Source organism: Rathayibacter sp. VKM Ac-2857, from assembly GCF_013205025.1.
In the GTDB taxonomy this organism is placed as follows: Bacteria; Actinomycetota; Actinomycetes; order Actinomycetales; family Microbacteriaceae; genus Rathayibacter.
In genome coordinates this window covers 1-25,132 of sequence record NZ_JABMLE010000005.1, presented here as the reverse complement: position 1 = coordinate 25,132, position 25,132 = coordinate 1, and the positions used below count along the sequence as shown (strand labels likewise).

Genomic DNA, 25,132 nt, shown 5'->3' with positions numbered 1-25,132 from the left:
CATGATGCCTCGCATCGAGACAGTGCGAATAGGGGGCGATAGATCCGAGCATGCTCGGAACCATCGCCCCCTTGTTGCTCCGGTGGGCTGGAGCAACCGGGCTACTTGCCGGAGCCGCGGTACGAGACCTTGATGGTCTCGCGGGTTCCGTCTGGAGCCGTTGCGGTCACTCGGACGGAGCCGGCGGGCACTCGCGACAGGTGCGTGTCGATCGACACGCTCCTCGTCCGCCCCTCGGCCAGCGCAGTGACCTTCAGAGCGCCGAACGGAGTCGGGATGCTCAGCGTGACGGGCGTGTTTCCGTTGTTGGTCGCCGTGGCAGTGAGGGCGATCGATCCGTTGCGCTTCGTGCTGGTGATCGTCACGTCGACGTCGACCTCGGTCGCCGGGGCGACCACGGTGAGGGCGGGCAGGACGCTGCTGACGCCGCCGGTCGTCGCGGTGATCGCGACGGCGCCGGTGCCGGGTCCCGCGGTGGCCGCGGGAAGTGCCGCGGAGCCGTCGGCGCCGGTCGCGACGGTGGCCGTCGTGCCGCCGTCGGCGAAGCGGGCCGGCCCGTCGAGCGTGAACGCGACGTCCGCCCCCGCGACGGGAGCGCCCGCGGCGTTCGTCGCCGTGACGCCGAGCCCGGTGATCGCGTCGCCGGTCTCGACGGTCTGCGCCGCGCCGGTCGCGGTCAGGGTGGCGACCGCGGCCGGGTCGGTGAACATGGAGCGGCTGAGCGGCGTGACCGTCAGGCTCTCCACTCGCGCCGTGCCCCCGGTGGCGAGGAGCGAGACGCCCTCGCTGCCGGCGTCGGGGAAGATCTGGTCGGTGATCGTCGCGATCCCGCCCTGGGCGAAGGTCTCCACCGAGGCGGTGTCGACGTAGAGCTCGAGGTGCAGCTTCCCGTCCTCGAGGGCCACGGGCGCGGTCTCCACCGAGGGGAAGTCGGCGTCGAAGCCGACATCGCCCGAGCGGGTGCGGTCGACGTTCAGCTGACCGGACGCGACGTCGTACGTGATCGGCGTGCGCTGGCTCCCGTCCGCCGAGTTGCGGACCGAGAGGCCGAACGAGTCGGCGTCCCCGGCGCTGAGCACGGCGTCGAGCTTGTAGACGCTGCCCTCGGCGGCCGCGGGCAGCGCGGTCTCGCCCTCGGCGATGTCGGTCGCTCCGAGCGTGAACGCGTTCTCCGTCTGCTCGAGTCCGGCCGTCTGGTCGACGACCGTCTGCACGAGCTTCGGCGCGCCGTCGACCGTCTGCAGGGCGAGCTCACGCGGCAGGGCCATCGCTCCGCGCCACTGGCCGGTGGGGATCGCCTCGCCGTACTGCCAGTTGTTCATCCACGCGATCATGATGCGCTTGTCGTCGGGCGCGTTGTCGAAGGTGACTCCGGCGTAGTAGTCGCGACCCCAGTCCAGCCAGTCGTAGTCGACCAGGCGGCTCTGCGCGGGCTCGTCGGCGAGCATGAACTGGTCGGCGAGGATGTGGCCCCAGCCGGCGCGGTTGTTGTCGACAACCTGGAGGTGAGCGGTGCGGCCGGCCAGGTCGGCGACGTCCCAGCTCGTCCAGTCCAGCGTCTCGCTGTCGCTGCCGGTCGCGGTGCGGACGATCTCGCCGTCGACGACGAGGTTCACGCTCGTCTCGTTCGAGCGGACCTGCGCCGGGGTGTCGGCGAGCACGATGTGGTCGACCGTCAGGTGACCCCAGCCGCCGGTCGCGTCGTCGACGACGACGATCCGCGCCGCCTTCCCCTGGTACGCGGAGACGTCCCAGCTCTTCCAGTTCAGGGCGCCGTCGTTCGTGCCGGCGGTGGTCCGCACGACCTCCCCGTCGACGACGAGCTGCACCTCGAGGGTCTGGGGGTCGCCCTCGGGGCGGAAGCCGCCGCCGACGAGCATGCTGAGGTGGCTCTCATTGATCGTGAACTCCGGCGAGGTCAGGGTGCCGAGGTTGTCGTCGCCCTTCGGCCCGCCGTCGAAGGTGTTGATCCGCTTCTGGCCGAGGAAGAACTCGCCGCCGCTGGTCGAGGGGTTGGTGCCGCCGGCGAGGTCGCCGGTCACGGTCCAGCCGTTGTCGGTCAGGCTCTGCTGATCGGGGTACTCGAAGCCGTCGAAGAGCAGCTCGCTCCCGGCGGGCGGGTCGTTGGCGAGCTGCGTGCCGTCGACGTGCGGGTGGTTGCCGCCTCCGACGAGGAAGTTCAGGTGGTCCTGGTCCACGGTGAAGTCGGGCGACTCCATCGTGCCGACCGGCCAGTCGCCGTCGTTGAAGCCGTTGATCAGGCCCGTCCCGGAGAAGCCGGTGACGGTCTGCTGGCCGTCGATCGGACCGGTGGCGGGGACGGCGCCGAAGGGCCCGTCCTTCCAGTTGCCGGGCTCGTTGTTCACGGTCCAGCCGTTGTAGGTGCCGTCGTCGAACCCGGCGAGGGTCGTGCCCTCGGGCAGGGTGTCGGAGGCGACCGTCGACTCGGAGGTGAAGGTGGTGCCGTCGAAGTCGCCGACGAAGTACTGGCTGCCGGAGCCGCCGCCCACCGCGCCGGGATTGAGGCTGACGACCATGACCCACTTGATGTTCGAGGGGTCGCCGTCGACCGCCAGCGGGAAGAGGTCGGGGCACTCCCAGACGCCGCCGGTCGCGTTCGCGGGGCCGAACTCGCTGAGCTCGGTCCAGTTCCGCAGGTCCGTCGACTTGTGCAGCAGGACCTTGTGGTCGTCGGCCTCCACGGTGACGACCACCCAGTAGGACGACTCCGGAGTGCCGCCGTCGTACCAGAACATGTGCGGGTCGCGGAAGTCGTTCTGGTCGCGGTCGATGACGGGGTTGCCGTCGTACTTCGTCCAGGTCTGACCGGCGTCGGTGCTGTAGGCGAGGGCCTGCGCCTGCTCCCCCGTCTTGTACGCCGCGGTGTACATCGCGACCAGGGGCGGGTTCTCGGCGGTGCCGAACCCGGAGGTGTTGTCCTTGTCGACGACGATCGAGCCGGAGAAGATGTCCGACTCCGCGTCCCCCGGGATGGCGAGCGGCTGCTCGGTCCAGTGCGTCAGGTCGGTGCTGGCGGCGTGGCCCCAGCTCATGTTGCCCCAGCGCGTGCCCTGCGGGTTGTACTGGTAGTAGAGGTGGTAGACGCCCTCGTAGTAGACGAGACCGTTGGGGTCGTTCATCCAGTTCTGGGCGGGCGAGTAGTGGATCGCGGGCCGGTAGGCCTCGGAGGCGGCGCCGGGAACCGCGGCCGAGGCGGCGGGGACGGAGAGTCCGCCGCCGACCAGGCAGAGGGCCGCCGCGACGGCGACGACGCCGCCGGCGCGACGCGGCCGGGGCTCGGAGGAACGGGGAGATAGCACTGAGGGACGCCCTTCGTTGCGCGTGTCACTCGAGGTGACAACGTTGTCAATGTGCGGGCGAATCTACGGACTGTCCTCCGGACAATTCAAGGGCTCCTGCGAAAGTCATCAGCCGGCGGTCGTGAGCCGGTCAGCCGGGAGCCGCAGGAGGGCCCCGCGGGCGCGGCACGTGGCCGCCGCGATCCGCATGCAGTCGTCGAGCATCGCGGCGGCGTCGTCCGCCGAGCCGGGGACGCCGCGCCGGGCGATCGACGAGACGGCGGCCGCCAGGCAGGCGTCGCCCGCGCCCATGGTGTCGATCACGGGCCGCGGATCGGAGGCGATCGGCGCGTCGGCCGCCGTCCCGTCCTCGAGGTGCAGGCTCGCCCCCTGCGCCCCGCGGGTGGCGAGCACGGTCCGGGTGCCCGCACTGCGCAGCTGCGCGACGACCGCGCGCAGCGGTTCGCCGTGCAGCAGGGCGACGTCGTCGTCGCCGAGCTTGACGAGGAGGGACCGCTCGGCCAGCCGCTCGAAGCCGCGGCGGAAGCGGCCCGCGTCGGCGAGCATCCCCGAGCGCGGATTCGGGTCGAGGACGAGCCGCTCCCGCGGGCGCGCGACGGCCGCGAGCAGCTCCTCCGCCTGCTCCTCGTCGTCGAAGGGGAAGCAGCTGACGACGACGAGGGCGGCAGCGTCGAGCGCCGTGCGCTCGCGGACCCCGAAGCGGATCCGCCGGTGGCGGGCGGCGTCGTTGAAGACGTAGTGCGGCTCGCCGTCGACGCGCTCGCTGATCGCGACCGAGGTGCCGAGCGGACCGACGGTGGGCACGAGCTCCACCCCGTGCTCCGCGGTCGCCGCGCGGATCGCCGCGCCGTCCTCGTCGTCGCCGATCATCGCGAGCAGCTGGACGCGGTGGCCGAGCAGGACGAGACCGACGGCGACGTTGTAGGCGGCGCCGCCGAGGAAGCGCTGCTCGCCTGTCTCGTCGCGGATCACGTCGATCAGGGCGTCGCCGAGGACGACGACGGCCGGCTCGGACACGGCCGGCTCGGACACGGACGGCTCGGACACGGACGCCGCGGACACTGACGACTCAGACATGGACGGGGACCTCTCCGGAGCCGCGGGCGATCAGGGTGGTGGGGATGACGAAGGTCTGCGCCGGCTCGTCCTCGCCGTCCAGGCGCAGGAACACGCGCTCGGCGGCGGTCCGCCCCATCAGGCCGGGGTTCTGCGCGATGACGGAGACGGCGGGGTGCAGCAGCTCGGCGAGCGGGATGTCGTCGAAGCCGATCAGCGCGACGCGCCCGTGCTCCTGGCGGCGGCGCAGCGCCGCGAGGACGCCGATGGTGACGAGGTTCTGCCCGCCGATGATCGCGGTCGGCGGCGTCTCCTGCGCCAGGAGCTCGGTCGCCATCTCCTCGGCCGCGTGCTCGTCGTGGGCGCCGTGGCGGACGAAGCCGGGGAGCACGGGGAGGCCGCGCCGTGCCATCTCCTCGAGGAAGCCGCGCTCGCGCTCGCCGGCGGTGAAGATCTCCGGTCGGTCGCCGAGGAAGGCGATGCGCTCGTGGCCGAAGGAGGCGAGGTGGCCGACGGCACGCGCGATCCCGGCGGCGTTGTCGGTGATCACCGCGTCGGCCGTGATGCCGGTGGGGACGCGGTCGACGAACACCGCGGGGGTGCCGCGGTCGATCTCGACGCCCAGGTAGGCCTGGCTGGGGGCGACCGTGGTGAGGATCAGCCCGTCGACGCGGCGCGAGACGAACGCGTTCACCGACGACCGCTCGCGAGCCGGGTCGTCGTCGAGACTGGAGGCGAAGACCGCGACGCCGCGCTCGTTCGCGAGGTCCTCGACGGCGCGGTGCACCGCTCCGGAGAAGGGGTTCGCGACGCTGCCGACCAGCAGGCCCAGCGTGTTCGTGCGCCCGTTGGAGCGCCGCAGGTTCCCGGCGTGGAGGTCGGGCTGGTACTGCAGCTGCCGCGCCGCGGCCTGCACGCGCTCGATCGTGGCGGCCGAGACGTTCGGCTCTCCGTTGACGACACGCGAGACCGTCTTGATGCCGACTCCGGCGAGGGCGGCGACGTGCTTCATGGTGGGGCGGCGACCGGAGGCGACAGTGTCGCGGGGTCCTGACATCGATGTCACGGTGTCGTCTCACTTCCTCGGGGATGACTTGACCTTAGCTGTGAGAACACGATAGACCTACCCCTGACATCGTTGTCGGGAGGCAGCTCCCGCCCTATGAACAGGACTTTCAATGACGAACCGCTCCCCTCGCTTCAACCGGTACATCGGCCTCGGCTCGGTCGCGATCCTCGCGGCCCTGGGCATGACCGCCTGCTCCAGCTCCGGCTCCTCCGACGCCGGCTCGACCGCTGACAGCGGCGACGGCGTGGGCGTCACCCTCATCGTCAAGACCACCACGAACCCCTTCTTCGTCGCGATGGAGGACGGCGCTAAGGAGGCGGCCACCACCGCCGGCGTGAACCTCACGCTCGCCGCGGGCAAGGAGGACGGCGACGAGGACACCCAGATCCAGGCCATCGAGAACGCGATCTCGAAGGGCGACAAGGGCATCCTGATCACCCCCAACGGCCCGTCGGTCGTCGACGCCATCGCGAAGGCCCGCGACGCCGGCTTGTTCGTGATCGCCCTCGACACCGCGCCCGACCCGGCCGACGCCGTCGACATCACCTTCGCCACCGACAACTTCACCGCCGGCGAGTCGATCGGGAAGTGGACCGCTGCGCAGCTCGACGGCGAGAAGGCGACCATCGCGATGCTCGACCTGTTCGACGACAAGGTCGTCTCGGTCGACTACAACCGCGACCAGGGCTTCCTCACCGGCATGGGCATCGACGTCGCGGACGAGGAGGTCAACGGCGACGAGGCGAAGACCGGCAGCTACAGCGGCGGCGACTACGAGATCGTCGGCAACGAGGCCACCCAGGGCGCCGAGGACGGAGGGCGCACCGCCATGGAGACCCTCCTCTCCAAGAACCCTGACATCAACGTCGTCTACACGATCAACGAGCCCGCCGCCTACGGCGCGTACCAGGCCCTCCAGGCCGCGGGCAAGGAGAAGGACGTCCTGCTCGTCTCGATCGACGGCGGCTGCGCCGGCGTGAAGAACGTGGCGGAGGGCCTGATCGGCGCGACCGCGCAGCAGTACCCCGTGAAGATGGCCCAGCTGGGCGTCGAGGCGATCGCGCAGCTCGCGGAGGACGGCACCGAGCCCAGCACCAGCGAGGGCCTCGACTTCTTCGACACCGGCTCGCAGCTCGTCACCGACACCGCGGTCGACGGCCTGGACAGCATCAGCTCCGACGACGCCGCCGGGATCTGCTGGGGCGAGTAGCCCACCGCGGGCGGGGCGCTCCGGCGCCCCGCCCTCCCCCTTCCGCTCCCAGCGACTCCAGAAAGGCCATCGTGGCTCAGAAGACCACCGACCCGAATCCGCCGACCTCCGCACTCGATCTCGCGAGCGAGTTCCTCGACCGCCGCACGCCGCTCGACCGCGTCCGCGGCGTCCTGCACCGCTACCCGGCCGTCAGCCCCGCCGTCGTGCTCGTCCTCGCGATCATCGTCTTCGGACTGCTGAACGACCGCTTCCTCGATCCCTCGAACCTCTCCCTGATCACGCAGCAGGTCGCGGTCGTCGGCACGCTCGCCGTCGCGCAGACGCTGATCATCCTCACGGCCGGCATCGACCTCTCCGTCGGCGCCGTGATGGTCCTCACCTCGATGGTCATCGCGCAGACCGCGACCGAGAACGGCCTGCCCGCGATCGTCGCCCTGCTGCTGGGCCTGATCGTCGGACTCGCGGCCGGCGCCTTCAACGGCGTGCTCGTCACGCGGCTGCGGCTCCCCCCGTTCATCGTTACCCTCGGCACGCTCAACATCTTCGTGGCGCTGACGCTCCTCTACTCCAGCGGCTCGACCGTGCGCGGCACCGACATGCCCGCCCTGCTGCCCTCCACCGGCGGCACCTTCGACATCCTCGGCGTCCGGATCAGCTTCGGCGTGATCCTGATGCTCCTGCTCTACATCGTGGTCGCGTTCATCCTCGGCAAGACCGCCTGGGGCCGCCACGTCTACGCCGTCGGCGACGACAAGGAGGCCGCGCGCCTCGCCGGCATCAGCGTCAACCGCGTCCTGATGAGCGTCTACCTCGCCGCCGGCGCGATCCTCGCCATCGGCGCGTGGATCCAGATCGGCCGCACCAACGCCGCCAGCCCGAACGCCGGAGCCGACCTCAACCTCGACTCCATCACCGCCGTCGTCATCGGCGGGACCAGCCTCTTCGGCGGCCGCGGCACCGTCTGGGGCACCCTCCTCGGCGCCCTCATCGTCGGCGTCTTCCGCAACGGGCTCTCGCTCGCCGGACTCGACGTCCTCTACCAGACGCTCGCTGTGGGCGTGCTCATCATCGTCGCCGTCTCGGTCGACCAGTGGATCCGGAAGGTTCGCAAGTGACCCTCATCGACGCCGCGGGGACCGCCCCCGCCGCCGCCCGCACCCCCGTCCTGCAGGCCAAGCGCCTCGTCAAGACCTTCGGCCGCGTCGTCGGGCTCGACGGCGTCAGCCTCGAGCTCTACCCCGGCGAGGTCCTGGCGATCATCGGCGACAACGGCGCCGGCAAGTCCACCCTGATCAAGTGCCTCACCGGCGCCGAGATCCCCGACGAGGGCGAGATCCTCCTCGACGGCAAGCCCGTGACCTTCAAGCGCCCCCAGGACGCGCGGGGCGCCGGCATCGAGACGGTCTACCAGAACCTGGCCGTCTCCCCCGCGCTCGACGTCGCGTCGAACCTCTACCTCGGCCGCGAGAAGCGCAAGAAAGGCGTGCTCGGCTCCGTGTTCCGGATGCTCGACACCGCCGGCATGCGCAAGGAGGCTCGCGAGGAGCTGACCGAGCTCGGCATCTCGACCCTCCAGGACGTCACGGTCCCGGTGGAGAACCTTTCCGGCGGTCAGCGCCAGGCCGTCGCCGTCGCCCGCGCCGCGGCGTTCGGCTCGAAAGTGGTCGTCCTCGACGAGCCCACCGCGGCCCTCGGCGTGCGCGAGTCGAACCAGGTGCTCCAGCTCGTGCGCAACCTGCGCGATCGCGGCATCCCCGTCATCCTGATCAGCCACAACATGCCGCACGTCTTCGACGTCGCCGACCGCATCCACATCCAGCGCCTCGGCAAGAAGGCGGCGACCATCACGCCGCAGTCGCACTCGATGACCGACGCGGTCGCGATCATGACCGGAGCGGCCACCGCATGACGGACACCGCCCCCCGCATCCTCTACGCCGAGTTCACGGCGAAGCCCGGCCACGAGGACACCGTCGCCGGCATGATCACCGACCTCGGCGAGCTCGTACGCCAGGAGCCCGGCAACATCGAGTTCGTGCCCTACCGCCGCGAGGACGACCCCGCCCGGTTCTTCGTCTACGAGATCTACCGCGACGAGGACGCCTTCCAGGCGCACATCTCCGCCGACTACGGAGCCGTCTTCAACGAGAAGCTCGGCCCGCTGATCGTCGAGCCGAACTCTCAGCTCACCTGGCTCCAGCGGATCTGAGCACTCCGCCACCAGACGAGAAAGAGCACTGGTCTCCCCTCGGGAAGGCGGTGCTCTTTCTCGTCGGACCGTCGATTCGCCCGGCCGAGAACTGAGCTAAGTTGCTCGAGCACTCCTGCAGGTCAGCCGTGAAGAGTAGCTTCCGCATCGCAGTCGACCACCGGACGACCCGCTCAAGCGCTCCGCCGATACTCGCTTCCGAACTGAGCAGCAGCTGTATAAATCGTCGATGACCCCCGGAATTTACCGGTATCGACCCTGTCTCGACGAAGTCGGAAAAGACGCGTTGCGTCAACGATTTTGACGAAATAGCGTCGCAGTCAGGCGTTTGACGAAGGCCGTCGAACAGGCCGAGGAGTCAGCGTTGCTCACCTTGCGAGACGTAGCGGAACAGGCGGGAGTCCCCGTCTCCACAGTCTCGCTCGTGCTCAACGGCCGTGACAAGGGACGCGTGCGGCCCGAGGTGGGTGACCGGGTACGAGAGCTCGCCGAACGCCTCGGCTACCTACCGGATCTGCAGGCTCGCGGCTTCCGCACGCGTCGAACACACACCATCGGCTTGCTTTCGGACCAGGTCGCGAGCGTACCGTTCTCCGGCGAGATGCTCGGCGGAGAACAGCACGTCGCCGGCGAGGAAGGCTACCTCCTGCTGCTGATCGACACCGACGGCGACCACCGCCTCGAGCGCGACGCCGTCGACAGCCTCGTTCAGCGTGGAGCGGACGCCCTTGTTGTAGCTGGCGGAGGTCGTCTCCTTGTCGTAGGTGCCGATCAGTTCGGAGAGGGTGCGCAGGAACTCGTCTTCTGCGACTCCGCCGGCGTAGAGCTTCACGTTTGCGGCGGACTACAGCTTGAGCATGCCTTCCTTCCCGAACACTCCGACGCCCTGGGACCAGGACTGGAACACGGCCATGATCGGGATCCCGCGCGAGCCGTAGTGCGAGTACAGGTCGGGGAGGTCTTTCCACCGGCACACGTTCGCGGCCTCGTCCAGGACGGCCACGAGCGGCGTCGCCAGGCGCCCGCCGCGGGAGCGTGCAGCGTGTTCCTCCGCTGCCTCGATCGTTGCGGCGGTGAGGGCGGTGACGAGGGGGCCGGCGGTGCCGGCGCCTTCCTTCGACAGCGAGTACAGCGTCTGGGTCGACGTGACGAACGTCTCGGGGACGAACTGCGGGCGGGTGTCGTTCGGGCGGGCGTTCACCCAGTCGGCGGTGGCCGCGCTCTTCAGGCACACGGCCATGCCCTGCGCGGTCGAGTGGATCCCGTCGCGGGCTTTCTCGGCGGTGTTCGTGATGCCGCGGACCGCTCGCGCGTTGGTCGGGTAGCCGTTGTCGTCCAGGCGCTCGACGGCATCCCGCCCTAAGCGCGGCCGTGCCGCTAGCGGCACTGATTTTTCCTCAATAGTCCCACAGGCTGTGGGACTATTCCTCCGCGGCCCCGCTGACGTCGATCGCGGCGATGATGCGCCGCTCGTCCGGGAGCGCGAGGCGCTCAGCGGCGGGGAGCGCATCGTAGGTGTAGGTCGCGACGGCGATCGGTGAGGCCGCCTGGCTGAGGGCGTAGCGGACGATGTGCTCGTCCTTGTCGCCGCAGATGAGGATGCCGATGGTCGGAGCGTGGCTCGGCCGTCGGAGTCGTTCGTCGACGAGGGCGATGTAGAACCCGAGCTGGCCGGTGAACGCGGGCTCGAAGTCGCCCTTCTTGAGCTCGACGACGACGTACCGGAGCTGCTCGGTGTGGAAGAAGAGCAGGTCGAGGGAGAAGTCCCGGCCGCTGACCTCGAAGTGCACCTGGCGGCCGGCGAAGGTGAACCCGGTGCCGAGCTCCTGCAGCGTCTCTGCGATGCGGTCGAGGAGGGCGTTCTCCATGTCGCGCTCGGCAGCGTCCTCGGTGAGGTTCAGGAAGTCGAAGACGTAGGGGTCCTTGGCGATCTCCCGAGCGAGAGCCGAGTCGGCGGGCGCGAGCCGGTCGACGTAGTTCGACGGTGCCCGGCCGGCCCGCTCCAGGGTCTGGTTCTTCACGTGGTTGAGCAGCGTCGACCGCGTCCACGAGTTCTCGGCCGCAGCGGCGGCGTACGCCGCGCGCACATCGGGGGTGGAGAGCTTGTCGAGGAGCAGGCGGACGTGGCCCCAGGGCAGATGTCCCACAGCCTGTGGGACTTTCTCCCGATCGGGCCAGGCGGCGGCGAAGGCGCGCATGTAGAAGAGGTTGCTGCGAGACAGACCCGTCATCGCCGGGAACTCTCGGCGCAGGTCTTCCGCGAGCCGGTCGAGGACCCGGGTGCCCCACGGCTCCTTGGCCTGCTGGTCGAGGATCGCGCGGCCGAGCTCCCAGTACAGGCTGATGAGCTGCGCGTTCACGGTGCGCTGAGCACGCAGCTGCGCGTCCTGCACCCGGGTCGTCACCGAGCGCAGGAACGGCTCGTAGCCCTTCGGCAGCTCGACGTCGCGTCCAGTCATCCCGCAATTATCCCTGACCGGCGCCGATTACCCGGCGCGCTCGGTCTAGCAAGAGCGCTCGGTTCGCCCAGAGACTCAGTGAGGAGTCCAACAAGCTGTTGGACTCCTTACATGGGTCACATCATCCTGCTGCTGTCGGAATCTAACGATTCCGACGCTACCGCCCGGTAGGTGGCGGCTGGCACCGAGCACCACCGGTCCTCATGGACCTCCTACGGTTCATGTGTCATCTTTTCAAGGTCGCAAGCTGCTCTTCGCTGAGCAGATGCCGCACCGTATCCACGTGGAACTTTCGTTGACGGTAAGCCCCATCCAGACGGCGCCAGTAACCCGTTACGAAGTTCGGCTCTCCAAATGTGAGAGTCAGGTCTCTTGGTTCTGCCGTGAACCATTCGCTTTCCTCAAGCACGCGGGGAGTACATCGCGCGGTCTGCGATATTCCGTCAGTTCCAATCCACGACACGGTGATTACAACCGGTTCGGGGACATTCGAGAGCTCGATGATTTTATCTACTTCAGCTTTGTCCGGCCACCGCTTGCCCTGCGAGTACCGCGGTTCATCCTCAGCCAGGAGAAAAAAGGCTTCAGGTGTGAAACCAAAGTGCTCAACACCACCCGGCTCAATTCGTTTCGAAATTTCACGATTCTTGACAGCGCGTAGCGCGACCCCTGCAGGCCAAGCCGATTCGATCTGAACATGACTCGCTGGTGTTGCGCTCACGTTCTCAATCGACCACATTGTGCCCCGCTCGCAATTGTCGGCCAAACCCTCGGCGGCGTTCACGACATATGGGCTGATGGTGGCGAGCCAGGCAGGACGGTGCAACTCGTTGTGAATGTCTTCCGCCCGTCGCTGCGCCCGGTTCGCATGAGCGTTAGCCCGGAACGCCACGATTACAGCAATGGCGCCGAATAGAGCTGCTGCCACCGAGCCGAGAGCGTCGAGGGCAGACCAGTCAAAGCCGCCCTCGACGACGGAGACGATGTAATCGGAATCCACTCTGCTTACTGTAGGGCGCCAACGGTCAGCGGCTGCGGTCACTGCGTTGACGTTGCCTGCTGACGGCGGGTGTTGTCGGAGACTTCACCCGGGCACTGCGGTTGGTTGAGTTGAGCACTTCGGCGGCGGGCCGAGCCTGGTCGACGTCGGCGCGTAGGCGCGCCTTGACGTCTTCCGCACTGATGCCCCTGTCATCCAAGCTCGCCGCGAAGGCGTCGCGGCGCTCCGAGCTGTCGTAGGCGTTGCCGGCGCCGGCACGAGCCGCATTCACTTCACCTGACTGCGCAGACGCGAGCACGTCAGTCGCTGCGTCCCGGTGGAGCTGCGCCTGAGCGCGCGCGTCGCTGGCCAGGTTGCGCAGCTCGTCCGAGGTCTTGCCGTCCTCGCCGCCGCGGCCGGCGGCCGCGTCGTACGCGAGTGCCTGCGCTTTGAGCTGCGCGACGACATCGGTCGCCGTCTCGCCGGAGACGGGAGCGTCCTGCGCGCGGTCATCGAGCCTGTCAGCTTCCACGACGAGCTGTGATGCCTCAGTGCGCTCCTCGGTCGCCTTCGCTCGCTCCTGGGCCACGAGGGAACTGACGTCAACGCCGTAGCGGTCCTGGACCTCGCGGCCGATCGTATCGGCGGTGGCCGCCGCACGGTCGTCGAACCCTCGCCACGTCTGGGCCGTCTCGGCGACGCGGGCGATATCCGAGACGGTCGCGCTCTCCCACCACTGGGGGCGGTCGACCACTACGAGCTCTGCGACGGCCGCGCCGCGCTGCGCGTCGAATCGGGTGGACATCTCGCGTGCCGCGGCGGCGTCTCGTCGCTCTGCGTCGCGCAGCATCTGCTCGCGCAGGCGGGAGAACTTCTCCGCGATCTGCATCGCCACAGTCAGCGCAGTTCGGAGTGCGGCGTTGGTCGATTCCTCGACACCGCCGTCTGCGTCGTTATCGCTCATGGTCGATCCCCTCATTCGGTGGTGATGGTTCTAACGGTCGCGGTCATCGTCACGGCCACGCTGCGGCGCCGGCGCGTCACGCGCCCAATCCGAGGTGCGCTTCTCCAGCGGCTTCGGCAACGGTGTGCCCTCGGCCCACCCGCGCTCCGCAGTCATCCGCGCGTGGACCTGCTGCTGCTCCACGGTGAGCGTCGACTGCGTCGGCTTCGCCCAGCCGGCGTCAGGAAGGGCGGGCATCTGCTGCGACACCGACTGCAGCCGCTGCTGCATCATCACGCGCACGTCCTGCGCCCGGCGGGCATCGCCCGCGGCTCGGTGCATGTCGTGAACGGCGCGGGAGAGCTTCTCGAGCTCGCGCAGCACGAGTGCCAACGCGACGGTCGGCTTGCCGGTCTGCGCGACGTGCATCAGCACCATCGCGTTGCCCGCGGCGGAGGACCACGACACCGGTCGCGCCTTCGTCTCGTGCGCGCGCAGGTGGGCGGAGCGGGCGAGCGATCGTGACGCTTCCGCGAGCGGTCCCGGTGTCGGTTCGACCCTCCTCGACCAGGCCGCGAACGCGCCGGCCGTTTCCCTGGCGACTCGCGCCCACGTGTCGCGGTCCTCGAAGGAGACGCTACTCAGCTTCTCCCGCAACGCTCCCAGCTCACGGGCGTACTGCGACCACAGCTCAGGCGACGGTTCGCGCATCTCACGGCCCGGATTCGCGGGCTCGTACCGCCACGGATTCTTCGACGTCGCCCGCCACTCCTGCACAGCTGCGGTGGCCGTCTCCGGACGATCTGGCCATCCCTTTCGCAGCTCCGGCAACGTCAGATCCCGCGCCAGCTTGCCGCCGCCGTGCCAGACGACCGGCTGCCCCTTCTCGGGTCGCAGCGCTACCGAGTAGCCGGCTACAACGTCATCCCGGCCCGCCGCGAAGCGCGGGCGGATGAGCACGCCGGCCTGACGCATCCGACGCACGAACTCGCCCTCATCCACCGACGCTGTAGCCGACGCCCGCACCGCCCGCTCGAGACGGTGCATGTCCGGTTCGACCTGGCCGCGGCGCTGCGCGGACTCTCGCGCTCCGGGCTTCACACCACGCTCGCCGTACTCGCGCTCGGGCTGGGTGGAGACCTGCAAGCCGTAGTCGCGTTCGAGCTCCTGGCTGATCTTCTGCGAGCGGGCGAAGTCATGATGCACGTCCGCCTTCGTGCCGTCCTCGCGCACGAGCGACACCGCGATGTGGACGTGATCGTTGCCGTTCTTCGACAGCCCGTGACGCACCGCCACCCACCGACAATCCGCCTTCCCCAGGTCTTCCCCCGCGAACCCCATCCGCTGCACGAAATCGGTGGCGATCTGTCCCCACTTCTCATCCGTCAGCTGACCCTCCTCCGCCGACAGGGACAGCGAGCAGTGCCAGACATCCGCCTGCACCCGCTCCTTCACAACCGCGCCAGCCGCGTCGCGGAGAGCGACGCCGTTGTCGTCCTTCTGCACCGCGAGCCGCGTGACTTCCGTCCCGAAGAACCGGCGCGGACGATCCAGACTCTTCGCGATCTCCACCGCCGCCGCGCGATCCAACACCGCATCACCGTGCATCGCCATGATCGCCGCATCCCCGGCGACCAGGTGCTGCTCGGTGTGCTCGTTCGCCTTGCCCGCACCAGCCAGGTAGGACATCAGCCCGGACATCTGCGCGCCGCGCGTGATGTTCGTCCTCACTGCCCCGCCAGCCGATCAATCGTCGCCTCCAGCTTGGGCACCAAACGCCGGTACTCGGCGTACACATCCTCCGCCTCAGCCGGAAACCGACCCTCCGCATTCGCGAAGCGCGCGAGCTGATTCATGTTGTCCGAGACCGACTTCAACAGCCGCGACACACGAAACAACTCAGCACCCACCAGCTTCCACTCCGTGTCCGTCCGCACCTGCGCATTCATCGCAGACTCGAACAACAGACGCGGCACCGTCACGTCCAAAACTTCCGCCCGAGCGCGCAGATGCGCGTCCTCGGACGGAGACACCGCCACCTCGTACTTCTTCGAACGACGCTGCTCCCCCGGCACGTTCGCCCGACGACGACGACCGAACAGGCGGCCCTCACGTGACGTCTCCGACACGATCCCACCGTCCTTCCCGGCTCAGCGCAGCGAACCCGCCCCCAGGCGGGGACCATACGACCAGTATGCGTCGCACCGGCCGCGCAGCGGAAGGGGCGTGAGCGGGTTACCAGGGGTAAACCTATAGCTTGCTCCAAGCACGTGCCTCCAAAAACGTACTCCCGATGTCGCGCGCTGTCGGGGTATCGGTCATTGATCCGCGTCGCAGATCCATGACCTGACGGCGGTGCCATTGCGCCGGGTGCAGGGCGGTTATTCTGGGCGCATGGCAGAGAAGACGATCGACCCCGATTCCGCCGCCGCGTCTGCGCGAGCGCTCCTTGAGAAGTCGGTAGAGGAGCGTGTCGCGGCCGTGCGCTCCCTCGTCGCGGCGACGAACGACGTTGACGCCGCCGACCAGTCAGCACGCGAGGCCCGCGACGCGCACAGCAAAGCCTGGGACGCAGCCCTCGCCTCCGGGTGGAGCGACAAAGATCTCCGCGCGACAGGCGCAAGGGCACCCGGAGACCACATCAAGCGCACCCGCACCAAGCGCACCCCGAAGGAAACCACGCCGGCGACAAGCCACGTCACGGCCGACGCCAGCACGCACAGCGAGTAACGATCCGGGGCGGTCGTGGGCCAGCTGAGGTGCAGACGCCCCTGAGCACCTGGGCACAGCCCAGCTCTCTCCTTCGGGCTGTCCTGCACACAGGTGGACAGCGGGACCCCGACAGCCCCACAAGCACCCGCCAAGCACGGGACACTCGTCGTGAGAAGGCACCCCACAACTGTTTTGAGAGGCAAAGCGATGCCCGCCGATCGAGCGCATGAGCTCCGCCAATGGGCGTTCGGCGACGACTCCCGCTCCGCGGCGATCGAGCTACTCCTCCGCACTCACCTCGTTAAAGAGTCCTACCCGTGGGTGGTGCACGATCGCGCATGGGACACCTGGGCCATCGACTTCGACGCACTTCTCGAGGTCACCACAGCACTCGCGGCAGAACAACAAGCGTGGAACTTCCCATCTTCCCGACTTGCCGTGCTCCGCGTCGCAGCATCGCTCGCGGACAACATCCCACTGCAGCTGCGCGAGCTGCTCCCCACCCTCGAGTACGAGCACACCGAACTCGTCATGATCGCCCTCGCCCATAGCGCCGGCTACGCGCGCTTCACCACCGAAGAAACCGACACCGGCAGCGCCGTCCCACCGCGTCCACCCCTCGCCACTTGGCCCGACGAACCCACCCCGCCCGACAGCTGACTTCGCCGAATGCAGCATCGGCTGCACCGCTGACAGCGGAGACGGACAACACAGATCTCGAACACCCCTACCTCGACACAGCAGGAGTACCATGGCGCAACGCACGACCCTTATCGATGACCTCGACGGGACCCCCATCACCCCCGGCCGCGGCGGCACCATCACCTTCTCCCTCGACGACAACGTCTATGAGATCGACCTACGACTCGCCAACGCAGCACACCTGCACCGTGCGATCGCCCCCTACATCAACGCCGCGCGACCGACCGACGCCGAGCACGCCGGGAGACCGCGACACCGCGTCACCGCTGTCCGAGCGAGCGCCGGCCGTAAGAGCCCCGAAACACTTGCAGCAATCCGGCACTGGGCTACCCGCCACGGCCACGACGTCCCCCGCTCGGGACGCATCCCCGCCGACGTTCAAGCCGCCTACGACATCGCTCACTGACCCGGTCCGGATTTCTCGGCGCACGCGAAGCGAGGTGTCCCGCTGCTGACCGCAGCGACGCCGCATGCACAACCTGCCGTTGGCGGCGAGCTATTCGCGATCCACGGCAACAGGCTCGATCGCTCGATGCGGACTGCTAGTGACCAAAAACTCGTGAGACGACCAACTGGCCGACCCCCTTTCAGCCAGGTTTGACGGAGGGGCTCTGCTTGGTGAGGCCGGTGTAGCCGGTCTTGGTACCGGTGACCTTGACGGTGATCGTTTTGCCCTTGTCGGCGGTGACGAGCTTGTACGTCGCGGCGGTCGCTCCGCTGATCGCAGTGGTTCCGCGGAACCACTGGTAGTTGAGCGTCACGGGGCTGGGTCCCCAGGTGCCGGGCTTGGCGGTGAGGATCTGGCCGACCTTCGCGGTACCTGCGATGGTCGGGGTCGCTCCAGTGAGGGTGCCGTTCGCGATCTTCGCCGTCGTCGCGCTGGTCTTGGTGGCAGGCGAGTAGCCGGGCTTGGTCGAGGTGACGGAGACAGTGATCGTCGCTCCTGCATCGGATCCCTTGAGGACGTAGGTCTTCGACGTCGCTCCGGAGATGTAGGTGCCTCCATTCTTCTTCCACTGGTACGTCAGCGTGGTGCCGGCGTCCCACGTCCCGGGGTTCGCGGTGAGGGTGCCGCCCACAGTCGTGGTGCCGGTGATCGTCGGGGTCGGCATGAGGGTCTGGAGGGCGGGTGAGACCGTGACGGCGGCGCTGGTTTTCGTGACCGCGGTGTAGCCCGTCTTCGTGCCGGTGACGGTCACGGTGATCGCGGCGCCAGAATCGGCGGCAACCAAGGAGTAGGTGGAGGCGGTGGCTCCGCTGATCGCGGCGCCACCGCGCTTCCACTGGTACGCGAACGTCACAGGCGCGGGCGTCCATGTGCCGGGGACGGCGGTGAGCTTTTGTCCTACGGCTGCGGTACCGGTGATCGTCGGAGTCGGACCGGTGATGACGGCTCCGTTGGTGATGGCAGCGGTGGTGGCGCTGGTTTTCGTCGCAGGCGAGTAGCCGGATTTCGTGCCGGTCACCGACACGGTCAGCGTCGCTCCTGCGTCGGAGGCCTTGAGGACGTAGGTCTTCGAGGTCGCGCCGGAGATGTAGGTGCCACCGTTCTTCTTCCACTGGTAGCTCAGCGTCACGCCGGAGTCCCAGGTGCCGGGATTGGCGGTCAGCGTGGACCCGACAGTGGTGGCACCGGAGATGGTGGGGGTGGGCATGAGTGTCAGGAGCGGTTGCCCGACGGTCTTTCCGCTGCTGGTGCGGGAGGCCGGCGCGTACTCGGTCCGCTTTCCGGTGACAGTGACCGTGATCGTGGTTCCCCCGTCGGCGCTGACGGGGACATAGGTGGTTTTGGTTGCGCCGGAGATCGGAGCGGCGTTGCGGTTCCACTGGTAGGTCAAGGTGACGGGCTGGGGCGCCCACACGCCAGGGTTGACGGTGAGAGTGCTGCCGGCGGTCGCGGTACCGGTGATCGTCGGTGTTCCTGTGACGAGAGTGCCAGCGGGGGTGATGGTGAGGGTGAAGTTGCCGGCGTAAGGCCAGTTGCTACCGACCTGGAACAGGTAGGTCTTTCCGGCGACAGCGGAGAACGTTGTGCGTGAGGTAGACGGTTCGCTCGAGGACGCGGAGCCGTCGCAGGCGATGGCCGATGTCGGCTTGGTGCCGTCGGTGTTGTAGACGATGACGTTGGCGTCGTTCTCGGCGCTTTGCGTGTCGACATCGAGAAGCTGAGACGCGGTCGCTGTGTAGCGGTACCACGTGCCCAGTTCGGGCTCGGACGGCTGCTGGTCATCGCAGCCGCTGAACCACGTGATGTCGGAACCGTCGTCGTAACCGGTCACCGTGGCAGGAATGGCAGGGAACGTCAGCGGCGCGGTCGCAGACACCCCATCAACAGGAGCCGAGCTCGTGATGGTCAGAGAGGCGAAGTCGTCGGGCTCCGCGTGGTTGATCTGCTCGGAGTAAACGTTCGTCCCAACACCGACCTGGAAGTAGTAAGTTCCACCCGCCAGCGCCTGGATCGCGTTGGTATCGCCGAACTCCTCCTCGTCACATCCCAGCCGGTGCAACTGCGACAAGGGCGCAGCGGCGTAGGCGTTAACGACCCAGGGCTTGTCCCCCACCCTCGCAGTGAACTGCAGCGTCTGACGCACCGGAGAGGTGTACTTGTACCAGATCGAATCCGTCACAGGAGTGAAGTAAGAGCTGCCATCCGGATCCGTAGTCCGGCACTCCGTAGGCTCCCCGACTTCCAACGTCGCTCCGAAATACGGGGCATTCGATATTGAGAACGGCACGGATGCCACCGTCGCCGCGTTCGCGAACTTATCGTTGCCCGGGACAGCGGCCACCGCAGCTCGCGCCCCCTGCTGTACCGCCGCCTGATCCGGTCGCGCTTCCAGTGCCGCAGCATCAGGCACCGGACGCGTGTGATCCGCGCCCTCCGAGGGCACAACCAGCCCCGCCACATCGTGCGCAGTCAACTCACTGCTCAGCTCCGTCGCCGATACGTCGCCGGCAGAGCCGACGACTACGCCAGCGAAGACCATCACGACAGAAACAAGAGCAGCAAGAGCGGGAAAGGCGCGGCGGGGCGAAGGCACAGTGAAACTCCAGGCGAACGACGGGGCGAAATGACGAGCTGTACGCCTCGTACTTCAGACCGCAACTGAAAATCCGTTCCGAGCGAAGGCAGCTCAGCTTGGCAGTAACACCCCCCGCAGCACACCACCATTTCGCGCCACGAGGCGCTCGCACCTCGTGGCTCGCGAACAACACCGACGACGGCGAACCAAGCCGAGCTGGCCGCCACAGAAAGCCAGTACTGCGTGCAATCGGGTACACCCCTACGCAACGTGCAGCTTCCACTCAGAGAACGCAGCTCTAGGGTCCTATCGGCGTCTGCTGCGACAGATCTGCGACAAGGTCTAGACCTGCCGCAACATTCGCGTCAGCGCCTCTCCGCCCGCCTACGCACCGTCCGCGGCGCACCGCTCGCCGAGTACAAAGTCCACCGCGGGGTCCCCCTCTCCGTCGACGGAGCGATGTACCGCGGCACCCGCGTCGAGATCGCGCCGTACATCGTCGCCGTCGGAACGCACCTCGCCGACCGCTACGTCACCGCCGTCATCCCTTTGACCCGCGCGCCGTCATCACCCCCGCGCTCGTCGCCCTCCGCACGACGGGCACGCCCCGCGCCTAGGCTCGCGGAACGGCGAGTGCCGGAGTGCGCCCCAGCGCCCCTCCTCGCCCGAGACGTACGAGAGGAACTTGCAAACGATGGGGCTGTTCTCCCCGCGCCGCCCCGTGAGCGGCGATGTGGATGCGGTGGCGGTGGTCGCCAATCCGGCCGCGAAGCGAGCACGGGTGGGTGCCGACGCCGTGCGGATCCTCCCGCTGGTGCTGGATGACCGCTCCGTCGCGGTGCTGCTCACCCGATCCGCGCCCGCCGACGCCCCGATCCTGGCGCCGCACGCGTCAGGGTTGACCATCGCCCACGTCCTTGACCGGGACGGGGCGCGGGAGTATGTGACGGCGTCGACGGCGGTGCGCCTTCGGCACACCGCTGAGTCGCACGCCGCGGAGGCGCTCGCCTGGCTGGCGCGCATCGACCCGATCGTGTCCGGCGGCGACGGGCGATTCCTCCTCGAGACACCGCCCGGCAGCGAGGAGCTCGCGGCGTCCCTGATCCTGAGGGCGGGGTTCCTGCACGCGCTGTTCGACGAATTCGTCGACGGCGACCCAGCGGTCGCGATCGGTCAACGTGTGTCGATGCACGTCTGCGGCACAGAGGACGCTGATGCGGTTGCGGGCCTACGCGAACTCGCCCGCGGCCTCTACGACGGCGGCGACGCGGCCCCGGTCAGCACCACTCTCTACCGCCTCGGCGCTGACGGGTCGGCCACGCCCTACTGACGACTCATTGCCTGCCCCACTGAGGCCAACGGGTGCTGGCGCTTTTGAGCGCAGCAAGCTCACTGCGCCAAACCTAGACAGGTGTCAGAACGCGCGCTTGTCTAAGCGCTCTGGGGCAGCGTTCATTGGATCCGCCCACTGCACGCCGGCGGCGACCGTGCGAGCCAAACTCGCGAGGTCGGTGCCGAAGTAACGGGTAATCCGGCCGCGTAGCGGCTCCTCGCTGCGGTGCTCCGTCACCGCTGCGCGAGTACAGCTCGCGCCCCCGGAACGGGGAAGACCGGGGAGTGTGAGGGGGTCCCCCCTCACGGGCCGGCCCGCCGCGCTCACCGGCGCGACCGGGCGCTCGGAGCGTCGAGGGTCCCGGCGAGGCGGCGGATGATGCGCAGGGCGTGAGCGTGCTGCGCGGCGGTGATGCCGATGCTCTTCGACGGGGAGTAGGTGAGCAGCCCCGGGGCGCGCAGCCAGTTCGCGGCGACCTTCGCTTGCGACATGCGCAGGAGCCGGGCGGTCTGGCGGAGGTCGCGCAGGATCGGGTTGGGGTGCGGGGCGTTCATCGCGCGTCCGTCTCGGTCGGCGCGGGGATGCCGAGGAGGTCGCGCACGCGCGCTTCCTGCTCCGGGGTCAGCGGTGCGGTGTCTCCCGTGTCGGCGTTCCCGCCGAGGATCACGGCGCTGCCGTAGACGGGACTGGGGTGGCCGAGGAGGTTGGCGAGGAATGTGGCGGGGCGGTTCAGGGTGCTCCCGTTGATCATGCCTTCGTCGTCGACCCACAGGTCGATCCCGTGCTCGCAGCGGATCACGTCGAACCAGTGGCAGCCGATCGCGGCCTGCAACTCGGTGACGTGCGTGTCCTCTCCCGGGTCCGCGATGCTCACCGTCTCGACTTCGTCGGCCGTGATGCGAATGGCGTCCATGTCTGCTCTCCTCTTGCTGATCGTTTTTCTTTGCCTCTCCGGCGGGAAGAACCGTTTGAGTGGAGTCGGCGGAGTGACGCCGATTCCGGGCGAAATAAGCCCGCGGGGCGCGCCCGGAATCGGTGGCACGAAGCCGGTGGAGCGAAATAGGTTGAGACCGCGGAGAGGTGAAGAAAACGGGTGGAACGGGCCGCATCGCGGCCTCCAACTCGCGGCGCTCCGTCGCCGCTGCGCGAGTGCAGCTCGCGCCCCCGGAACGGGGAAGATCGGGGAGTGTGAGGGGGTCGCCCCTCACGGGCCGGCCCGGAAGGCCGGCCCGCGGCGCGCGGCTAGTAGTCGGGGGGCTCGTAGCAGTTGGGGCAGTCGCACGGTCCGCTGTTCTCTGCCCATTCGATGGCCTCGATCTGCGCGGCCCGCTCCGCCGGGGAGAGCGCCTGCCACGCCTCGTTGGACCGCCTCCCGATCTCGTCGCTGGCCGCGCGCTCGTCCGGCGTCCGTGGGGTGTCGGTGCTCCAGACGTCCGGCTTCCCGGGCGGGGTGAGGAACGCAATCAGGGCGGCGGCGTAGGCGGTGCCGTCGTCGGTGACGGGGAACCCGCCCGGAGCGCCCTCGCCGGGGAGGGTGAGCGTGTCGCGGACGTGCGCGAGGATCTCGACGTCCGAGGCGGCCGCGTCGTCATCGGACTCGGCACGGCGCGTGTCCACGATGAGGGCGAGCTGTTCGGTGCTGGCGCTGCCGAAGTCGACGGGGGTGTTGATGACGACGTAGAGCTCCTCAGTGCTGGCGCTGTTGATGTCGATGCGGGTCATGGTGTGGTCCTCTCAGCGGTTCAGGAATGGGGCGACGCGGCGGATCGCTGCGCGGCGGGCGTGGGCGACGCAGTGGCGGAACGAGCCGCTGGTGATGCCGTGCAGCTGGTCGGAGTGCCACGCCTCCCAGACGCCGGACGTGCGGCGGGTGACGTGCACCGAGGGCGTCGCCTGGGGGTCGGTGCCCACGACGCGGATATCGACCGCGCGGGTGCCTCCGAGGGTGAGGTAGGTCTTCGTGGTGGTCTGCAAGTCGGTGGCGGTCTGCATGGTCTGGGGTGCTCCCTCTGGCTGATCGTTTTTCTTTGCCTCTCCGGCGGGAAGAACCGTTTGACCGGAGGCGGCGTAGTGACGCCCATTCCGGGCGAAATAAGGGAGCGCAGCGACCGCGTCCGGAATGGGTGGCACGGAGCCGGTGGAGCGAAATAGGTTGAGACCGCGGAGAGGTGAAGAAAACGGGTGGAACGGGCCGCATTGCGGCTTCCTTCTGGCGGTGCTCCGTCGCCGCTGCGCGGGCGGAGCTCGCGCCCCCGGAACGGGGATGCGGGGAGTGTGAGGGGGTCGCCCCTCACGGGCCGGCCCGCAGGCCGGCCCATCGCCTCTCAGCCCTCGCCGTCCACGCTCTCGTCGTCGTCGGCGTCGAGGATCGCGGCGATACGGTGCGCAGTGGTCAGTACCCGCGCGGCCGTCTCGCGGATCGTGTCGGCCTTGCAGTCGCTCCACGTTGCGACGTAGCCGACGCTGTAGGCGCTGGTGTCGAAGCCCACGAGCCCGGCGACGACGAACGCGACGGACTCGGCTTCGGTCTCCATCAGGCCGCGGTGCTGCGCGTACTCCTCCAGGTCATCGACGTGACCCATGAGCACATGCGCGGCCTCGTGGATCAGGGTCTTCGCGGCCTGCTCCGGCGACAGGTTGGAATCCACGACGACCGTGCGCTCCTCGGGGGCGGCGTACCCGTTCGTTCCCTGCGGAAGCCGGCGACGCTCGATCGTCCACCCTTCGGCCTCGAGAGCGGCCGTCAGCGGCGCGATGACGCCGTGATCGTGCTCCCCTGTGAGCAGCTGCGCGATGTCGCGGGGATCCTCGGCGCCCTCCATAAGGTCGGTCTGCTCGATCGCGAACACGGACACGAGCGGGTAGTACGTCTGGGTCTTCTGCCCCTTCTTGTCGGTGCTGGTCGTGGTGCTCTCCTCGGGCGCCTCTTCGGCGGCGATCTTGCGCTGAGCGAAGCCGAAGATCTTGATCCCCTTCTCGCCCTTGCGCACCTGGCGGCCCTTCGCCTGCCACGCCTTGAACCCCGCGACCGCGGAGGCGTCCGGGCGCTGAGCGAGGATCAGCAGCAGATTGCCCAGGCTGTAGCGGTGGAAAGAGGACGCGAACGCGAGGAACCGGCGCCACTGCTCGGAATCGCGCAGCGCCTCGACCTGCTCGGTGATGCTCTCGTGCAGCGCGGTCGCCTGCTCGCGGCGCTCCTCCGGCGTCGTGCGCGGCGGGCGCTTCTTGGTCGCTCCGGGCTTGCGGGTCTTCGTGGTGGTGGTCACGGTCGGTTCTCCCTCGGTGGGGATCAGCGGGGCGACATTCTCCGCGGGTCTAGTACACCTGCGGGCCTGCCTGGCTGATCGTTTTTCTTTGCCTCTCCGGCGGGAAGAACCGTTTGAGTGGAGGCGGCGCAGTGCCGCCGATTCCGGGCGAAATAAGCCCGCAGGGCGCGTCCGGAATCGGTGGCACGCAGCCGACAGAGCGAAATAGGTTGAGACCGCGGAGAGGTGAAGAAAACGGGGGGAACGGGCCGCATCGCGGCCTCCAATTCGCGGCGCTCCGTCGCCGCAGCGCGAGCGAGCTCGCGCCCCCGGAACGGGGAAAACCGGGGAGCGTGAGGGGGGCGCCCCTCACGGGCCGACGGCGCCGGCCCGCCCCCTCGAGCGGCCCATGTCAGCGTCGGGTGCAACGATGGGAGCATGTCGGAGTTGGCACGCCGGACGCGCACTGAATCGGCATCAACGGTGGTGCGCAGCAGCAGCTACACATCGCCTCATCGCCTCCGTCGACGCCGTCAGCGCCGCAGACTCCATGTCCCACAGCCTGTGAAACTATCGAGGGATACTTGGGTTCACTCGCGGTACGAAGTTCTGTCGAGTACGGAACGGCCGTTGACCGGATCGAGGACGGCTACCTGTCGCGAAGGCTCGTTATGAGGGCGTGGGGGTGGTGTCAGGTTACGGCCGAGTGATGAGCCCTCCTGATGCGGGTTCCCTTCGCGGTCCCGTGCGTCCTGGACCGCCCAAGCGTGAAGACGTCTTTCGTTCGGCTATCGCTCGCCGGAGGAGGCGAGGCCGGGAAGGAACTCCTCCGGGAGGGTCTCGACAGGGACGAGCACGAGGTCCTGGATC

At 68.5% G+C, this 25,132-nt stretch carries 22 protein-coding genes and 2 pseudogenes; 9 read left to right on the top strand and 15 right to left on the bottom strand.

Annotated elements, in window-relative coordinates; all coding sequences use genetic code 11:
• Positions 1–101 precede the first annotated feature (101 nt).
• From HQQ86_RS20145 to HQQ86_RS20135, 3 genes are all read right to left on the bottom strand, one after another.
• The gene (locus HQQ86_RS20145) at positions 102–3,320 is read right to left on the bottom strand and encodes a GH32 C-terminal domain-containing protein (RefSeq protein ID WP_367948751.1); all 3,219 of its coding nucleotides are present in this window, start codon (positions 3,318–3,320) and stop codon (positions 102–104) included.
• Between the two features lie 108 nt (positions 3,321–3,428).
• Positions 3,429–4,397, bottom strand: a complete 969-nt coding sequence (locus tag HQQ86_RS20140) for a PfkB family carbohydrate kinase (RefSeq protein ID WP_216845740.1) — start codon at positions 4,395–4,397, stop codon at positions 3,429–3,431.
• Complete coding sequence (locus HQQ86_RS20135; protein WP_254072298.1) at positions 4,390–5,433, bottom strand: LacI family DNA-binding transcriptional regulator; 1,044 nt, start codon at positions 5,431–5,433, stop codon at positions 4,390–4,392. Before HQQ86_RS20135 ends, HQQ86_RS20140 begins: the two co-directional genes overlap by 8 nt.
• 121 nt (positions 5,434–5,554) lie before the next feature.
• Here HQQ86_RS20135 and HQQ86_RS20130 point away from each other — a divergent pair, with 121 nt between their 5' ends.
• The 5 genes and pseudogenes from HQQ86_RS20130 to HQQ86_RS22230 all read left to right on the top strand — a co-directional run.
• Positions 5,555–6,655: a substrate-binding domain-containing protein gene (locus HQQ86_RS20130; protein ID WP_173290512.1), complete on the top strand. Its 1,101-nt coding sequence runs from the start codon at positions 5,555–5,557 to the stop codon at positions 6,653–6,655.
• 71 nt (positions 6,656–6,726) lie between these two features.
• Positions 6,727–7,773, top strand: a complete 1,047-nt coding sequence (locus HQQ86_RS20125; RefSeq protein WP_123446891.1) for an ABC transporter permease — start codon at positions 6,727–6,729, stop codon at positions 7,771–7,773.
• Complete coding sequence (locus HQQ86_RS20120) at positions 7,770–8,567, top strand: ATP-binding cassette domain-containing protein (RefSeq protein ID WP_173290510.1); 798 nt, start codon at positions 7,770–7,772, stop codon at positions 8,565–8,567. Before HQQ86_RS20125 ends, HQQ86_RS20120 begins: the two co-directional genes overlap by 4 nt.
• The gene (locus HQQ86_RS20115) at positions 8,564–8,866 is read left to right on the top strand and encodes a putative quinol monooxygenase (protein ID WP_173290508.1); all 303 of its coding nucleotides are present in this window, start codon (positions 8,564–8,566) and stop codon (positions 8,864–8,866) included. The genes HQQ86_RS20120 and HQQ86_RS20115 overlap by 4 nt, the downstream gene beginning before the upstream one ends.
• A 424-nt stretch (positions 8,867–9,290) precedes the next feature.
• Positions 9,291–9,548: pseudogene (locus HQQ86_RS22230) on the top strand (LacI family transcriptional regulator); the annotation flags it as partial.
• 54 nt (positions 9,549–9,602) lie between these two features.
• On the opposite strand, the pseudogene HQQ86_RS21565 reads toward HQQ86_RS22230, so the two are convergent.
• From HQQ86_RS21565 to HQQ86_RS20080, 6 genes and pseudogenes are all read right to left on the bottom strand, one after another.
• Positions 9,603–10,106, bottom strand: a pseudogene (locus tag HQQ86_RS21565) (TraG/TraD/VirD4 family protein); the annotation flags it as partial.
• A 181-nt stretch (positions 10,107–10,287) separates the two neighbouring features.
• The gene (locus tag HQQ86_RS20100) at positions 10,288–11,325 is read right to left on the bottom strand and encodes a YhcG family protein (RefSeq protein WP_173290506.1); all 1,038 of its coding nucleotides are present in this window, start codon (positions 11,323–11,325) and stop codon (positions 10,288–10,290) included.
• A 226-nt stretch (positions 11,326–11,551) separates the two neighbouring features.
• Complete coding sequence (locus HQQ86_RS20095) at positions 11,552–12,325, bottom strand: hypothetical protein (protein WP_173290504.1); 774 nt, start codon at positions 12,323–12,325, stop codon at positions 11,552–11,554.
• Positions 12,326–12,350: 25 nt separating this feature from the next.
• Positions 12,351–13,268, bottom strand: a complete 918-nt coding sequence (locus HQQ86_RS20090) for a hypothetical protein (RefSeq protein ID WP_173290502.1) — start codon at positions 13,266–13,268, stop codon at positions 12,351–12,353.
• Between the two features lie 30 nt (positions 13,269–13,298).
• Positions 13,299–14,978, bottom strand: a complete 1,680-nt coding sequence (locus tag HQQ86_RS20085) for a relaxase/mobilization nuclease domain-containing protein (RefSeq protein ID WP_173290500.1) — start codon at positions 14,976–14,978, stop codon at positions 13,299–13,301.
• A complete protein-coding gene (locus tag HQQ86_RS20080) occupies positions 14,975–15,376 on the bottom strand; it encodes a plasmid mobilization relaxosome protein MobC (RefSeq protein WP_173290498.1) in 402 nt (133 codons plus the stop codon). The genes HQQ86_RS20085 and HQQ86_RS20080 overlap by 4 nt, the downstream gene beginning before the upstream one ends.
• Before the next feature lie 265 nt (positions 15,377–15,641).
• On the opposite strand from HQQ86_RS20080, the gene HQQ86_RS20075 reads away from it, so the two are divergent.
• From HQQ86_RS20075 to HQQ86_RS20065, 3 genes are all read left to right on the top strand, one after another.
• A complete protein-coding gene (locus tag HQQ86_RS20075; RefSeq protein ID WP_173290496.1) occupies positions 15,642–15,977 on the top strand; it encodes a hypothetical protein in 336 nt (111 codons plus the stop codon).
• A gap of 189 nt (positions 15,978–16,166) precedes the next feature.
• The gene (locus HQQ86_RS20070; protein WP_173290494.1) at positions 16,167–16,619 is read left to right on the top strand and encodes a hypothetical protein; all 453 of its coding nucleotides are present in this window, start codon (positions 16,167–16,169) and stop codon (positions 16,617–16,619) included.
• A 91-nt stretch (positions 16,620–16,710) separates the two neighbouring features.
• Positions 16,711–17,067 (top strand): Lsr2 family protein, encoded by a 357-nt coding sequence (locus tag HQQ86_RS20065; protein ID WP_173290492.1) that lies wholly within the window; start codon positions 16,711–16,713, stop codon positions 17,065–17,067.
• Positions 17,068–17,248: 181 nt separating this feature from the next.
• Here HQQ86_RS20065 and HQQ86_RS20060 read toward each other — a convergent pair whose 3' ends face one another.
• Entirely contained in the window at positions 17,249–19,651 is a 2,403-nt protein-coding gene (locus HQQ86_RS20060; RefSeq protein ID WP_173290490.1) for a hypothetical protein, read from the bottom strand.
• A 727-nt stretch (positions 19,652–20,378) separates the two neighbouring features.
• Here HQQ86_RS20060 and HQQ86_RS20055 point away from each other — a divergent pair.
• Positions 20,379–21,014, top strand: a complete 636-nt coding sequence (locus HQQ86_RS20055) for a hypothetical protein (RefSeq protein WP_173290488.1) — start codon at positions 20,379–20,381, stop codon at positions 21,012–21,014.
• A 326-nt stretch (positions 21,015–21,340) separates the two neighbouring features.
• Here HQQ86_RS20055 and HQQ86_RS20050 read toward each other — a convergent pair whose 3' ends face one another.
• The 5 genes from HQQ86_RS20050 to HQQ86_RS20030 form a co-directional block, all read right to left on the bottom strand.
• A complete protein-coding gene (locus HQQ86_RS20050; protein WP_173290486.1) occupies positions 21,341–21,571 on the bottom strand; it encodes a hypothetical protein in 231 nt (76 codons plus the stop codon).
• Positions 21,568–21,930, bottom strand: a complete 363-nt coding sequence (locus HQQ86_RS20045) for a DUF3846 domain-containing protein (protein WP_173290484.1) — start codon at positions 21,928–21,930, stop codon at positions 21,568–21,570. Before HQQ86_RS20045 ends, HQQ86_RS20050 begins: the two co-directional genes overlap by 4 nt.
• Positions 21,931–22,259: 329 nt before the next feature.
• Entirely contained in the window at positions 22,260–22,739 is a 480-nt protein-coding gene (locus HQQ86_RS20040; protein ID WP_173290482.1) for a hypothetical protein, read from the bottom strand.
• A gap of 12 nt (positions 22,740–22,751) precedes the next feature.
• Positions 22,752–23,009 (bottom strand): hypothetical protein, encoded by a 258-nt coding sequence (locus HQQ86_RS20035; RefSeq protein ID WP_173290480.1) that lies wholly within the window; start codon positions 23,007–23,009, stop codon positions 22,752–22,754.
• Positions 23,010–23,341: 332 nt separating this feature from the next.
• Positions 23,342–24,283 (bottom strand): ArdC-like ssDNA-binding domain-containing protein, encoded by a 942-nt coding sequence (locus HQQ86_RS20030; RefSeq protein WP_173290478.1) that lies wholly within the window; start codon positions 24,281–24,283, stop codon positions 23,342–23,344.
• Positions 24,284–25,132: the final 849 nt, after the last annotated feature.